Source organism: Chryseobacterium sp. RU33C, assembly GCF_900156015.1.
GTDB lineage: Bacteria > Bacteroidota > Bacteroidia > Flavobacteriales > Weeksellaceae > Chryseobacterium > Chryseobacterium candidae.
This window is the reverse complement of sequence record NZ_FTMT01000010.1, coordinates 118,792-132,250: the sequence shown is the minus strand read 5'-3', so window position 1 is coordinate 132,250 and position 13,459 is coordinate 118,792. Positions and strand designations below refer to the sequence as shown.

Here is a 13,459-nt window from a genome sequence, read left to right as displayed (position 1 = left end):
TTAAGAACGATGCACAACAATCAATTTGGAAGCTATACACCATCTGTATCCAAAGAGGAAGTACTGGATATTACCATTGGGATTTTTTTTGACGGAACCCTGAATAATAAAACCAATACTGAAGAGAGAAGGAAAGGAACGGATGCCCATAAAAAACATGGCGGAAAAGCTGAAGACAATACCAGCTACAATAATGACTGGAGCAATGTAGCCCGCATGTGGGATAACTATGATAAAAACTTCGGTATTTATATAGAAGGTATTGGTACACAGGATAAAGAAGGAGATGCTACGCTGGGCTACGCTTTCGGAACAGGAGATACAGGGATCAGATCTAAAGTGAGAAAAGGCTGCGAAGAGATTGTAAAAAAGGTGAAAACCATTAAAGCAGAAAAGAAGGCCGATAAAATTGCGGTTCTTACTTTCGATGTATTCGGATTCAGCCGTGGAGCTGCTGCCGCACGTAATTTTGTATACGAAATCGGAAAAGCAAAGTATAAAGCCACTTCACGCACCGTTGCCAACGAAGCGGTTTCGGTGACCACTTATTCAGATGATGACGGCAAAAGTGTAGCATCAGAAGAACTTCCAAAATGGGGACATCTTGGCCTCAAACTCGAAGAAGCAGGATTAAAGGTAGATGTGTTGAAAGTAAGATTTCTTGGAATCTACGATACTGTTTCTTCCTATTCAAAATATCTGTCACCAATGCCTAATTTCAGCAATGATGTAGAAGAGCTGAGCCTGAATGAAATTGGAAAAGCCCAGACTGTAGTTCACTTTATCGCTGCCGATGAACACAGAGAAAACTTTGACCTCACAAGGGTACACATCGGAACTGAAAAAACATTTCCGGGTGTACACTGCGATGTAGGCGGAGCCTATGAAAACGGAAGGGAAACATGGGAAGAAGTGGAAACTTCATGGACTACCAGCAGTAAATTAGAAGCATTAAAGGCAGAGCTTGAAAATGAAGGCTGGTATCATAAAGGTGAACTCACCATTACCCCCGGATTCTATTTGTCGTTAAGAGGAACACGTGATCTTCTGAAGACTTTCAGCTATATTCCTTTACATTTTATGGCAGAATACGGCATTGATAAAAACCTTCCCATAACCTTAAAAAAAATGACAGATGATAAATACTCCATTTTGGATGATCAGTTTTTGATAGGAATTAAAGACCGTCTCAGAACTTACGTAATGGGAGATGGCAAACCTTACTCTTTCAGACATTATAAAGAACTGAAGGATGCCTATGGAGGAAACGAAATTCCGGAAGACCGTCAGGCAGCTTATCAGAAAGAAGTAAAGGAACAGGATGATTTAAGAAAGCTTCGTCACAAATACCTTCACTGGTCAGCCAGAAGAGAAGGGATTGGTATGGATCCGAGACCGAACAGAACAAGGGTTATCCATTAGAATTAAAATCTTTAACAATAAGATTATCATACAGAAAAGAAATTGAAGCAGGAATATTTTTATGCAGAAATATAATATACATACTGTTCAGAAAGATGAAACTTTAAAAAGTATAGCGTCGCTGTACGGGTTGGATAAAGATGCATTAAAACTTTTCCATAATAATCACTGCGCTGTTAAAGACATGATCCTGATCAATCTTAATGGGCAGAAAGAACTTTTTGTTCCGAGAACTGCAGTGGCAGATAAAAACCTTTTGGTACAATTCAGAAAAGGAAATAGTCTTACCCTTCAGCCGGAAAAATCATTGCGAAGATACAGTGTAGTCATTACCATTGAAAAAGGAGAATCCAAAAACGAATTAAAATATGAAGCATCTGTTCGCTGGCTTACAACAGAAAAAGGGTATCATTTTTTTGAGATAGACAGAACATCAAAGCTCTATCTTAATGAAGAAGAAGTAAATGAAATTGCAGATCTGCTGGCCTACAGAACCTCAGGTGTTTTATATCCTTTACACATCAGTACAGATGAACATGGAAGATTTGAAACAGTAGAAAACGCTGAGGTATTTTCCAAAAGATGGCCCGCTGTAAAAGAAGAACTCTATAAAGAATTTGAAGGCGAAACCGTAGACGAATATTGCGGAAAGATTGAAAAAGTGATCAGCCAGCCTGAAGCCGTCAATCTTTATATCAAAAATGATTATTTCATCCGTGCCTTGTTTTTTGGAATCTATCAGAGTTTCGGAAAGGATTATAGAACTGAGATGACAGAAACTTTTCCTGTAACAGACAATGCAATTGAACCCAGATATAAACTGACCCTGGAAACAGATCCTGTTAAAGGAGAAACAGGGCTGATTACCATAGAAGGAGCAGGAAAGTTATATGAAGAAAGGGATATTGATGATTTTATAAGAAAATCACCTTTTTCATTGATTATAGAAGATCATCCTGTGATGAATGAAGAAGGAACTTTCAGACTCATAAGCTATCTGAAAGGAGAAACTTCACTTCCGGAATCTCTTTACCTGGAATGCAGTATCATGCTGCAGGAAGAAAAAAAGATTTCAGTATCAGTTTCAGGAATTGATAATAAATAAATGACCACTTCACTAAAGATAAAATTAATATGGCAGAAAAACATATTGTAGTACAGGGCGCCTTATGCAAATGCCAGTTCGGACAAATTCCGGACAAGCTGAAAGTACTTACACACCAAAAAGAATATGCCAATGATAAAAGCGCTTCCAAAAAACTGATCGTCACTACGAAAGAAATTGGAGCTGCCACATTTGAAAAAAATACATTCGGGAACTGTACCAAAATGGGAGGGCCGCCGCCTCCGTGCAAAATTATGGTCACAGAATGGCAGAATTTTTATGATAAAGTACAACTCAGCAATGGGGGATATATCATTGTGGAAGACAGCAAAGCCGTATGTGCCGTTGCAGGAACTCCGTGCATTGAGATTATAGACCATGGACAGAGAGCAGAAGCCAGCCAGCAGAACTTTAAAAATGCCGACAAAGACGTTCAGCAGCAGATCAATCCGCTGGTAGATTCCGAAGAAATGTATAATGAACAGCCTTCAGGAGGAGGGCAGGATGGTGCAATCTAAATGATAAGAAAATGGCAAAAGGCGTAAAAAAAATAAAAGTTGTAAGCGGCTTGTATTACCCGAAAATGTCTGTATTAGGGCAAAGGATTACCATAAAGCCGGATCAGTGGGTGCAGTTTGGTGTGGATGAATGGCTGCCGGGAACTACAGATGCAGACAAAAAGAAACCTCTTACGTGGATGAGGCAGAACAGCAGCAAAAAAATTATTATCAATCAGATTACTTCTGCTACAGGATATAAATTTTTAATTGGCAAGCAGTACTGCGGAAGCTATCAGTTTTATATTGAAGCCAGTCTTTCAGGAGTTAGAGATCCTAAAGGTAATACAGGGCTATATGTAAAAGGCTGGTGTGAACCTAAAATTGTAAGCAGCAAATGGTCTACGCAGAAAAACAGCAAAAGCATAAAAAACAATAAAAAAAACGAATACATTTCCTACGGCCATATTGTTCACCTGAACCTGATGACAGAAGGGCTGAATGGAAATACAGTCAGTATCGAACTCTGGAATCAGCAGACAGCCAAGGCAGATAAACTGGTACATACCTACAACAATGTACAGGTAATAGATGGTGAAGTCAATCTGAAAATAGAAAATACCTTTGCCTGGATGGCCTTTGTAGACAATATCCAGAATGTAGAGGAATTCTATGTTAAAGTGAAAGATGTTGCTTCCAGACAATACATCAAAGATAAACTGGGTGATGATCTTCATGCCATCTATCTGAATGTTAAGAATAAAGTTGCCACTACCAATACCAATGGTGCTCAGAACCAGACACCAACTAAGGTTTATAAGCCGGATGTCAACTCCGTCAGACTCGAGCCGTGTAAATTTGAAGTCATTAAAATCACGGAAAATGAAACAAAAGACGGCAAAGCCAGCAATACAACCGTTAAAGTTTTTGACAATGGTAATGGTGTCAAACTGATAAAATCTGCTGCATTACAGGAACATATTCAGAGAACAATCTATTATAAATTTGATTCCACAGTTATTGATAAAGACGGAGAAGCCACCCTGAATAATGTGCTCAAATTTCTTCTCGAACACAAAGATGCCACCATGAATCTCAGCGGGTATGCCTGTGTTATCGGAAAAGAAAATTATAACAAAGGGCTTTCCCAAAGAAGAGCTGATGTTGTGAAAAAATTCTTTGCAGACGGCGGATTAGATCCAAGAAGAATCATCTCAGTAGGAAAAGGGGAAGTAGATCCTACCGATGATAAAATGGGAAGAGATAATATCAGATACAAAAATGAGAAAGACTACGAAAATAACCGTAGAGTAGATATCTCATTTGTATTCAATGCTCATGATGCGCAAACTGTTCATTATGAAGTAACAGCACCTAGTGTGTCTACAAAGAAAAATCTGATCATTGATGTTACCGGCTTTGAAACAAAAGAATGTTTCAGAGACAGTAAAGGAAAACACAAAAAACAGATACAGATTGTAGATGTAGGACAGGCAATAGATAATGGAGATACGGTAAAAACATTTACGGCTCCTTCCTTTACTTATGGAGTATATTCAGATTTATCACAATTCAATGCTTTTCCTATACAATATATCTGGCCTGCCGGAACAAACCCGAATCAGTTTCATTTGCATGTACATACCTGCAGATACTATAGTAATGAGAAAAGGACTACGGTATTAATAAAAGCCTATCCGGACGTCAACTGGACACTGAGTTTTACATTGAATCTTACCAATGATCTCAGCGTAAAATGGATGAATATGGATCCCCATGAGCATAAAGAGCTGCAGAAAAGAGCAGGCAAAATGGGTGCTGAAAAAAGATGGAAGCAAAAAGATGCTTCACTGGCATTTAGTTTAAAGGCAAAATGGAACAATGATCAGCAGGAAAAAGAGCTAAAATATCAATACGAAACCAAGTTTAAGAAAATATATGATACATTTGCTGCCATAGGAGCGCTGTCGGATGGAGTTCTTAATCAGGCCAAAGGAAAAGTACGCTCCATTTCTCCTAAAGGGATTCCGGTAAGTTTTGCTGTGAAACCTCCTAATATGGAATTGTCAGGTAACTGGCTTTTAAAGCATCCTAAGGATAATAATGCCATTATTGGTACAGATGTAGCTATAGGTTTGAAAGCAAATCCGCTGATTGGTCTGGAAATGACAGTTGATCTTCTGGGAGCACTGGTATTTGGTATTTCCGGAGCGGTAAGCGGAGGAACAGCTGCGCCGGGAGTAACAAGATTATATCAGGAAATTCAGGGAAAACTGAAATCCGGAATAGATGTAGGGAATGATAATGCAGGCTTCAAGGCATCTGTTGATATCTTCATGGATCTTATTATTTCCAGTACGATAGAAGTGGAATCCGAATTTAAATTTAATACGGCAGGAAAACTCAAAGATTCCGACTTTAAAGTCTCAAGTAAGAGTAAACTTAAACTGGAATTGAAAGTAGGAGTGAAAATTCAGGGAGAAGTTTCACTGGCTGTTATTAAAGCAGAGGCTTATTTTGAAGCTTCAGCATCAGGAAGTGCTTCCATAACGTATGGACATGGTATCAACTACGATGAAAAAGGACTGTATTACCGTCCTGTTCTCGGATTTGACGGTCTTGATGCCCAATATGTAGTTACAATAAGTGTAGGTCTTGCTATTAAAATTGCAAAAAATAAACATAAAGTGGAGGAAAGCAGAAATGGAAAATATGAAATTGCCAAAGGGGATTTTAAAAATGTAATTCCTCCTTTTGATGTGATAAAAGAATTAGAGTCCTTATTTGGAATGAGTGCAAATATTCCGTTGATTAAAAATGATTAATATTCATACAATGAAAAATCTTATCTTATTATTTAGCTTTTTGGCTATTGTGTCCTGCAACGGACAAACCGATCTGGAATCTTTAAAATTTGATGAAAAAGTATCGGATAATATTACGAAGGGAGAAAAAGAAACAGAAGCCAATTACGGATTATTATCATATAAACAGGCCGATGTTAAAAACTATAAGCTGGGAACTGTATCATTTTCTGAATATACTGTACCCAAAGGATATGATTATTCCAACAACAACCTTGCGCTTTTTGTAAACTCTTACCAGAATAATCAATACCTCGGATTTATACTGAACCTTGCTAAAGAAGACGAAGGGAAAAAGCTGATTGATTATTTGACTAAAACCTATGGTAACCCGGAAAAAAGATCCACAGATAAAACAGGAGCTGCTTACTTCTGGGATGCATCAGCTAAAAATAAATGGATATTTTTAACCCAAACTCAGGAACTGACACAGGACAATACAAAATATACCAATACCAAACTGATTGTAGTAAAGAAAGGAACCAGAGTGGAGAATTCTTCAGATGCCGGCACTTTCTCCATCTTAGACAGTTTTACCCTTGCTTATCCTAAAAAATAAAAGATGAAACCTTATTACGAAATAGATTTTAGTGCGGTAATGTGTTCATTTCAGATCAAAATTAATGATGTGGAATTAATTTCATTGAGTATTGAGGGACAGACAAGATCAGATTTTCCCATCAATCATCTTATTCTGGAAGGAGGTAAACAAACAATTGAAGTGAAAGGACTTCCAATGGATGGGCATAAAGAATTGCATGAAGATTCTTATATAAGATACAGAGTAAATCTCTACGATATGTCTTCCGGAGAATATGCTTTTGTAAAGCAGTTTGATGAATATTTTACCAAGAAGCCAGATAAAAATATACCGTTTATAGGACATGTAAGTACATTTGAAGCCGAAGTACCCTACAAACTGGAGGCATGGCAAAACGGAATAGATCTTAAAGGTGCTAAATTCGATGTTAAAGAAAAATTGATCAAAAAGTATAACGAAATTATAAAGCTGATCAATGGAGGCAATTACAGTTCATTCATTGATCAATATCAAAAAAGAGAAAATAATAACGCTTTAGCCATGTATCTTAGCAAAAGTCAGGCAGAAGCCAGAATGCAGGGTATTATTTCCGATATGCAGAATGGATATAAAGCACAGAGTCTTCCGGATGATATTCAGGTAGAGTATTCAGCCTACGGAAAGCTGGCCGCACTAAAATGTACAGATATGATGTCTGCATTACGTCTGGAAAATCCGGAAAGTGAGGAAGAATTAGTTCTGCCCATAACATTTTATATTCCCGAAGGGAAAGATGAGTTTGAGATTATATAGCAATCTTTAAAAGAAAAAAACACTGGAAATAAGATCTAGGTATTTCCACCAGTTTTATAACAGAATAAATGGGAGTTAAAAAGGAAAGACCATACATCGTATATAGTATTTTAGGAATAATAGCCGCAGGCTTTATTTATTTTATTCTGTGGATTATTTTCAAAGATAAAATGCCGCTGCATGAATATGCTTCTGAAATCTCCAATAACTATGACAGCTATGCAGAGAAAGCGATCGTTTTTTTTCCTTTACTTTTTTTTGTCTTCATCTTTATCATATTAATGAAGCCGAATGCTGCCAAACGTTTTTTACGCCTGCAGTCATCACTTCCCACCTCGAAGATCCATTCTGTATCAAAAGGACTGGCAGAAATTGAAGGAACATTGGTGATGAAAACTCCTTTATTCTCACCGGTAAATAATGAAGCATGTATTGGATATTACTATACGATTGAGGATATTGACAGAGATTCAGACGGAAAAGAAAGCTACAGAACCATTCACAGGGAAACGAAATGCAATATCTTCCGGGTTAAAGATGACACAGGAATCATAGAAGTAGAACCGGAAGGAATAGAGCTGGTTTTATTAGAAGAAACCAATGTAAGCAGCTACGGCGGTAAAAGGTACAAAGAAACTCTTTTAAAAGATGGTCAGAAGATGCTGCTGGTAGGCTATGCCGATTCTAAAAACGGAGTACCTTTCATCAGAAAAGATGAACATTATAAAGTCCTTGGGATTACTTCCTCATCAGGAATCACGGTTTGGAATAAATACCAGCCATTGCTGAGGTCATTTATGTTTACCTGTTCCATCATCCTTTTAATAATTATTTATATACTTACACAATAATGAATCAGACGGTCGCAATCATATTACTTATTCTGCTGGGGGTAGTTATCATCAGCTTTCTAATTAATCTTTACAACAAACTGGTTATGCTGAAATTTAATGTTGATAAAGCCTACGGAAATATCGATGTTGTGCTGAAACAGCGTGCAGATGAAATTCCTAACCTGGTAACTGTGGCAAAACATTTTATGAACTATGAAGAAAAGATTCTTGCCCGCCTTACAGAACTCAGAACTTTTTATAATAACAGTACGGATGCTGATAAAAGAACCGAGATTGCCAACGAGACCTCAAAAGCGCTTTCTTCATTCTTTGCGGTTTCAGAAAACTATCCGGAACTGAAATCTAATAATAATTTTCTTGAGCTGCAGAAAAGAATTTCCGATCTGGAGAACAAAATAGCAGACAGAAGAGAATTTTTCAATGACAGTGTAAACCTTTATAATATTGGAATTCATGAATTTCCCAATGTTATACTGGCGAAAATGTTAGGCTATAAAGATAAAACTTTACTGGAAATTACAAACGAAGAAAAACAGTATGACGGGGTTCAGTTTTAATACTTTTTTCGGATTAGAAGGCAAAATAGCTGCTTACCCGGAAGCAACCATTTTCGGAGCGATGTTAGTACCCATTTTGCTGCTTATTCCGATAGCAGTGATAGGATGGATCTTTAGAAAACTGAAATTCAATATGTACATCATTCATGTATTGATGTATACTTTGCTTTTTACATTTATAATAGGAACACTGACCATATTTATCCTTTTCTTTATTACTGATAAAAATGGAGTGAAACTGGCCTATTGCTGGCTTACGATACTTACGGGAATGTTTGTTTTCAGTTTAATCAATGCCAATACTATTACCAAAATGTTTAGTGATTGGTCTAAAATAATTAAGGAAAGACAAAATCAGTAATTTTAGAAAAATATAGCATGATGAAAAAAGCAAGAGTGCTGGTATTGATTTTTGTAGTATTGATCAATATCTGTTGTGGAAATCAATCATTTGACCTGTCATCAGTTTCATTAGGGGAGGATGCAAAGAAGTATGATTTTGAAAACAAAGACTTATTTCTGAAAGATGGAGCAAAAGCTGATATCATTCAATATTATGCTGATGAAAATAAAGGAATAACCTATGGAAATATACCATTAGATAATACCATGGGAACAAGGATTACTTTATACAAAGGAAAAGTAGGAGCACTCGACACCAATGCTGCCGAAAAATATTCTTTGGAATTTGTAGAAAAAATAGTAAAAAAGAATGGAAATCCCACCGCTTCTATCACCGATAAAACACCGATAGATGCCAAACTGGTAAAACCTATTTTTGAAAAACTTAAAAAACTTTCTCCGGAAAAAGTCTCATGGAATCAAAATGAGAAAAATTCCTTTACTTATCCAACTTCTTTTTTCTGGGATGATGGGAAAAATTATTCCATACTAAGTATCTCCATTGAAGATGATGGGAAAATAAGAAATAAATATATTTCTGTATCAAAAGATGCTTACCGTAATAATGCTGTATTTGGATTAAAATATCCTACCCCTCCGGCTTCTCCATGGTACAAGTACATGAATTAAAAGGCGGCAGTCAAGAGAAGAGTAATAAAAGAACCGTTTCCTGATACTTAAATCCTGTTTTTTCTGTTTATTATTAATAACCGGATATTAACACTAGCATTATGAAGAAATTGAAATATGTATTAATACCAGTAATCTGCCTGAGTCTTGCATCATGTAGCCAGCAGAAAAATAAAGAGGGTGAGTCTTTGGTTGAAACACAGGGAGGTATACAAACAGAGCCCTTTAATCTTGCACAGCTTAAAGCAGGACAGAATATCAATGAAATTTTAAAATCTGCCGGAGCAACGGCTAAGGATGCTTTACGTACCACTGACGTTACGCTGATCGGAAATGAAAAGCTGGCTTTTTCATCAAAAGAATTATTACATTTCAACGGGATAGATTTAGAAGGAAAAAATAATAAAAATATCAATAAAGTCCTTCTGCATTTTGGAAAAGTAGATCAGGAAATCGGCCCGCTTGCTAATGAAAAAGAAAATGAATTGGGAATGTATCAGCTAGATATTTATACAGAGCATGAAAAAAAAGCGCTTTTGGATAACCTGAATAGAACACTTCAAAAACCGAGTTTTGATACAATCCGTGAAGGTTTTGAATCTGAAGTTAAAGACAATGAAATCATTCAGACTCATAATAAATTCAGACAGGAAGTTGCCATCTGGAGAAACAGAGATATGCTCTATTACTACTGTGAAACCAAAATAGATAATAAACCGGACGAATACCGCTGCAATCTCTTGGTTTTCAAAAATAAAGAATGGAAAGACCTATTAAAAGGATCAGGATATCCGGATCTGGATAAGATTTCTTTATAACGTTCAATACGCAAAAATCTACAGGAGTTTAATAGAAACATAAAATGCCGGTCCAAAAAGAACCGGCATTTTTATATCAAATCAGTATTTGAATTATTTTACTAAGAACTGCATCGTTACCTGATCCAGCTTCAAAATATAAACTCCCTGACCAAGATTTCTGGTTTTAATAGAGTTTCCATTTCTGAAAGGCTGGTCAATCGTCTGAAGAGTTTTCCCCTGAAGGTTATAAATCTCAGCTTTTCTTACCTTCTCAAGATCTCCTTTTACAAAGATTTCCTGATTGGTGATAGGGTTAGGAGAGATTTTAAAACTGTTAGAAGTAGTTTCAGTAGCTGTGCTTTGAGCCATTCTTGCACTTGATCCGGAATAACATGTCCATGCAAGATCATCAATAGCCACTCTGTTGCTTGATGAATTATTAACAAGGCTTACCACTACATTTCCGGAAAGATTGATGTTATTGATGGTCGTCGTTGTAGATGAAGTACTGTAAGGAATTGTCCCTACGGTTGTTCCGTTTACTTTTACATCAAAAGTACCATTGGTTCCTGAGAATTTAAGCTGTGTAGTTACCGTCAAAGAGCCAATACCGTTTGCTGAAGTGCCGGAAGTTAAAGAACCGTTTCTTACCGTAATCGCTTTATTGTTAATAGTCTGATCTGTTCTTGCATCCGTTGCTGTCCAGGAAATACCACCATTGCTCCATGTTCTGGTTGTATAGGTAGAACTGGCTGCAGGGATTGTTTCAAAATTTTCATTGGCACAGTTCGTACCTGGAGTAGTCCCTCCTGAATTAGTAGTCCCGGAAACCGTTGAACTGTTTGATGAAGAATTTCCTGCCGCATCCTTCGCTACTACATAAAAACTGTAAGTTGTAGAAGGAGTAAGCCCTGAAATGGTTGTTGAAGTTGAACCTGTAGTTGTTTGCAGACTTCCGTTCATATAAACATTATAAGCTGTTACGCCTACGTTATCGGTAGAAGCATTCCATGCAAGAGAAATACTGCCGGAAGTTGTTCCTGAAACATTCAGACCTGTTGCCGCAGTAGGTGCCTGAGTGTCACCTGAGGGCTGCTGAGAACCCCATATAAGGTTAACATAATTCGGGTTATCAATAAAAGGGTTTCTGTTCCCCTGAAAAGTATAGGATGCATTATTTCTTTTGATCTCAGCCTGAGAAACCGGATCCTGATTATGCCATGCCAGTAGAACATTCAGTTCCCAGGTCTGTAATCCCGGGAATGTAGAACTTCCTAACATATTTCCTGATGAGAAAGTAGAAAGTTTGCTTTGGTAACGTGTTACAAAATAAAAAATCATACGGGCCACATCTCCTTTAAACTCATCAATCGGCTCAAATACCGTCCCTGAATATCCTGAAGAAACAGAGGTGCCAAGTTTTGAACCATTCTGAGAAGTAAAAGAAGCACTTCCTACCTTTCCGAAAGGATAATTGCTTCTCATTCCGTTTACTTTTCCGTCTGTAGCTCTGATAAAATGAATATCCGCTACCATTGGAGATGCCTGATTGAAAAGACTTTGAGGCACAATATGCTCTCTGTTATAACAATTTCCCTCAGTAGAATACGTTCCACACTGGTTGGTCCCCGGATTATACTTATAAGGGTCTGTGCCTGAAGGCTTTTCAGAATAAATATCAAGGATAGTACCATCATTTTCATAGTCCTTATCAATATCCGTGGTTTTATACGCTGTCCACAGTCCACTGTATCCTTTATCAGTATGTCCGTTGGTGATAATGCTGCTTAATTCAGTTTTTAGTGCTGCGCCACTCAGTCCGTTGGCAGAATTGTAATATCCTGCAGGTGCCTGAGCATGGGCAAGCCCTGCAAATACAGAAAATAAAATGATTTTTTTCATAATTAATATTAAGTTTCAGCAAGAATACTACAATTTTTGTGAATAAAAAATTACGAAATCGTTAATTTTAAATGCACTGCATGTAAATATGTGATGAGTAATGAATAATGAGGTTTTGTATGAGATTCCGTTTTATATTTGAATTATGACTTTTATAATCTATCCTCAATATTGGATATTCAATAGCACCGGGCTTTAGCCCGGTTTAAAAATAAACGATTTCATTTGGCTTTAGCCGAAACTTAAATAATGAAAGATTATATCCACAGCTATCAGTGCAAATCTGTGCTATCTGCGGGATAAACAAATAATTATCCATAAAAAAAGCCGATACAAAAAGTACCGGCTATATAATGGATGATATTAATGTTATTTTCTTTGTGGCGGATAATTTTTCATAATCTCAGCCATAATCTCTGGAATCTGTCTCTGTTTTGCTTTTGGAGAATCTACAGAAATTCCGCTTCCGATACCCTGCCAAACCAGTTTGTTGCTTTTTGCATCAATAAGGTCAACAATCAGAGCGCCTTCATTGTAGTTGGTTGTCCATGTTCTGTTCATGCCAACGCCCCATCCGAATGGTCCGCCCCAACCCCACATTCCGTAAGGAGAAGAAGAATTGATATCAGTAATCTTTTTATGATTTGCTTTTACGTTGATAATCAGATCAGGGTTTTCTCCGGACTGAAGTCCTTTGCTCTGAAGCTGTCTCGACAGTTCATTCAGTACTCTGTCTTTATCAATATCATTCAGTTTTAGATCATCAATTCTGATTTTATAGGTTTTATAAGAATTGAAATTGGCGGTTTCAGCATAATCTGAACGTATCTGAAAAGGGCTACAAGAAGTTAAGCCTAATGTAGCAGATGCCAACAAAATAAAAATATATTTTTTCATTTTATTTATTTTTTTTATCACTTTTAATGAATGTATCAGTCTTTTTATCATACCCGTAAGGACAGTGTCTGCAGCCGCTTTTACAGCAATATCCTCTTTTCAGATGAAATTTTTCTGTAAAAACCTTGTACCCCTGTTCATTATAGTAGAAGTCTTCACCTTCTTTGATGTCATAATGGGCCATAAGTTAAATGCT

General features: G+C 36.9%; 14 protein-coding genes. 11 read left to right on the top strand and 3 right to left on the bottom strand.

Annotated elements, in window-relative coordinates:
• The first annotated feature begins 9 nt into the window (after window positions 1–9).
• From BW946_RS10465 to BW946_RS10415, 11 genes are all read left to right on the top strand, one after another.
• Window positions 10–1,422, top strand: coding sequence for a phospholipase effector Tle1 domain-containing protein (locus BW946_RS10465; RefSeq protein ID WP_076596131.1), 1,413 nt, complete (start codon window positions 10–12; stop codon window positions 1,420–1,422).
• A gap of 61 nt (window positions 1,423–1,483) precedes the next feature.
• Window positions 1,484–2,527 carry a hypothetical protein gene (locus BW946_RS10460; protein WP_076596130.1) on the top strand — a complete coding sequence of 348 codons (1,044 nt, stop codon included), beginning with the start codon at window positions 1,484–1,486 and terminating at the stop codon, window positions 2,525–2,527.
• Between the two features lie 29 nt (window positions 2,528–2,556).
• Window positions 2,557–3,045 carry a DUF4280 domain-containing protein gene (locus tag BW946_RS10455; RefSeq protein ID WP_076596129.1) on the top strand — a complete coding sequence of 163 codons (489 nt, stop codon included), beginning with the start codon at window positions 2,557–2,559 and terminating at the stop codon, window positions 3,043–3,045.
• A gap of 11 nt (window positions 3,046–3,056) precedes the next feature.
• Window positions 3,057–5,849 carry an OmpA family protein gene (locus BW946_RS10450; RefSeq protein ID WP_076596128.1) on the top strand — a complete coding sequence of 931 codons (2,793 nt, stop codon included), beginning with the start codon at window positions 3,057–3,059 and terminating at the stop codon, window positions 5,847–5,849.
• Window positions 5,850–5,859: 10 nt separating this feature from the next.
• Window positions 5,860–6,447 carry a hypothetical protein gene (locus BW946_RS10445; protein WP_131797511.1) on the top strand — a complete coding sequence of 196 codons (588 nt, stop codon included), beginning with the start codon at window positions 5,860–5,862 and terminating at the stop codon, window positions 6,445–6,447.
• A 3-nt stretch (window positions 6,448–6,450) separates the two neighbouring features.
• A complete protein-coding gene (locus BW946_RS10440; RefSeq protein WP_076596127.1) occupies window positions 6,451–7,221 on the top strand; it encodes a hypothetical protein in 771 nt (256 codons plus the stop codon).
• A gap of 68 nt (window positions 7,222–7,289) precedes the next feature.
• Window positions 7,290–8,072, top strand: a complete 783-nt coding sequence (locus BW946_RS10435; protein WP_076596126.1) for a hypothetical protein — start codon at window positions 7,290–7,292, stop codon at window positions 8,070–8,072.
• Window positions 8,072–8,632 (top strand): LemA family protein, encoded by a 561-nt coding sequence (locus BW946_RS10430; RefSeq protein WP_076596125.1) that lies wholly within the window; start codon window positions 8,072–8,074, stop codon window positions 8,630–8,632. Before BW946_RS10435 ends, BW946_RS10430 begins: the two co-directional genes overlap by 1 nt.
• Window positions 8,613–8,993 (top strand): hypothetical protein, encoded by a 381-nt coding sequence (locus tag BW946_RS10425; protein ID WP_076596124.1) that lies wholly within the window; start codon window positions 8,613–8,615, stop codon window positions 8,991–8,993. Before BW946_RS10430 ends, BW946_RS10425 begins: the two co-directional genes overlap by 20 nt.
• Window positions 8,994–9,010: 17 nt before the next feature.
• The gene (locus BW946_RS10420) at window positions 9,011–9,664 is read left to right on the top strand and encodes a hypothetical protein (RefSeq protein ID WP_076596123.1); all 654 of its coding nucleotides are present in this window, start codon (window positions 9,011–9,013) and stop codon (window positions 9,662–9,664) included.
• A 101-nt stretch (window positions 9,665–9,765) separates the two neighbouring features.
• Entirely contained in the window at window positions 9,766–10,482 is a 717-nt protein-coding gene (locus BW946_RS10415) for a hypothetical protein (protein ID WP_076596122.1), read from the top strand.
• 93 nt (window positions 10,483–10,575) lie between these two features.
• On the opposite strand, the gene BW946_RS10410 is transcribed toward BW946_RS10415, so the two are convergent.
• The 3 genes from BW946_RS10410 to BW946_RS10400 all read right to left on the bottom strand — a co-directional run bounded on the left by BW946_RS10410 (window position 10,576) and on the right by BW946_RS10400 (window position 13,447).
• Window positions 10,576–12,366, bottom strand: a complete 1,791-nt coding sequence (locus tag BW946_RS10410) for an endonuclease (protein ID WP_076596121.1) — start codon at window positions 12,364–12,366, stop codon at window positions 10,576–10,578.
• A 369-nt stretch (window positions 12,367–12,735) separates the two neighbouring features.
• Complete coding sequence (locus BW946_RS10405) at window positions 12,736–13,263, bottom strand: DUF4136 domain-containing protein (RefSeq protein WP_076596120.1); 528 nt, start codon at window positions 13,261–13,263, stop codon at window positions 12,736–12,738.
• Between the two features lies 1 nt (window position 13,264).
• Window positions 13,265–13,447 (bottom strand): DUF5522 domain-containing protein, encoded by a 183-nt coding sequence (locus BW946_RS10400; RefSeq protein WP_047434227.1) that lies wholly within the window; start codon window positions 13,445–13,447, stop codon window positions 13,265–13,267.
• Between the last annotated feature and the right edge of the window lie 12 nt (window positions 13,448–13,459).

Excerpts from the sequence above, each read along its gene's own strand:
- BW946_RS10415 (WP_076596122.1), top strand. The coding sequence starts at position 9,766 with ATGAAGAAATTGAAATATGTATTAATACCAGTAATCTGCCTGAGTCTT.
- BW946_RS10435 (WP_076596126.1), top strand. The coding sequence starts at position 7,290 with ATGGGAGTTAAAAAGGAAAGACCATACATCGTATATAGTATTTTAGGA.
- BW946_RS10430 (WP_076596125.1), top strand. The coding sequence starts at position 8,072 with ATGAATCAGACGGTCGCAATCATATTACTTATTCTGCTGGGGGTAGTT.
- BW946_RS10405 (WP_076596120.1), bottom strand. The coding sequence starts at position 13,263 with ATGAAAAAATATATTTTTATTTTGTTGGCATCTGCTACATTAGGCTTA.
- BW946_RS10410 (WP_076596121.1), bottom strand. The coding sequence starts at position 12,366 with ATGAAAAAAATCATTTTATTTTCTGTATTTGCAGGGCTTGCCCATGCT.
- BW946_RS10455 (WP_076596129.1), top strand. The coding sequence starts at position 2,557 with ATGGCAGAAAAACATATTGTAGTACAGGGCGCCTTATGCAAATGCCAG.
- BW946_RS10465 (WP_076596131.1), top strand. The coding sequence starts at position 10 with ATGCACAACAATCAATTTGGAAGCTATACACCATCTGTATCCAAAGAG.
- BW946_RS10400 (WP_047434227.1), bottom strand. The coding sequence starts at position 13,447 with ATGGCCCATTATGACATCAAAGAAGGTGAAGACTTCTACTATAATGAA.
- BW946_RS10460 (WP_076596130.1), top strand. The coding sequence starts at position 1,484 with ATGCAGAAATATAATATACATACTGTTCAGAAAGATGAAACTTTAAAA.
- BW946_RS10450 (WP_076596128.1), top strand. The coding sequence starts at position 3,057 with ATGGCAAAAGGCGTAAAAAAAATAAAAGTTGTAAGCGGCTTGTATTAC.
- BW946_RS10440 (WP_076596127.1), top strand. The coding sequence starts at position 6,451 with ATGAAACCTTATTACGAAATAGATTTTAGTGCGGTAATGTGTTCATTT.
- BW946_RS10420 (WP_076596123.1), top strand. The coding sequence starts at position 9,011 with ATGATGAAAAAAGCAAGAGTGCTGGTATTGATTTTTGTAGTATTGATC.
- BW946_RS10445 (WP_131797511.1), top strand. The coding sequence starts at position 5,860 with ATGAAAAATCTTATCTTATTATTTAGCTTTTTGGCTATTGTGTCCTGC.
- BW946_RS10425 (WP_076596124.1), top strand. The coding sequence starts at position 8,613 with ATGACGGGGTTCAGTTTTAATACTTTTTTCGGATTAGAAGGCAAAATA.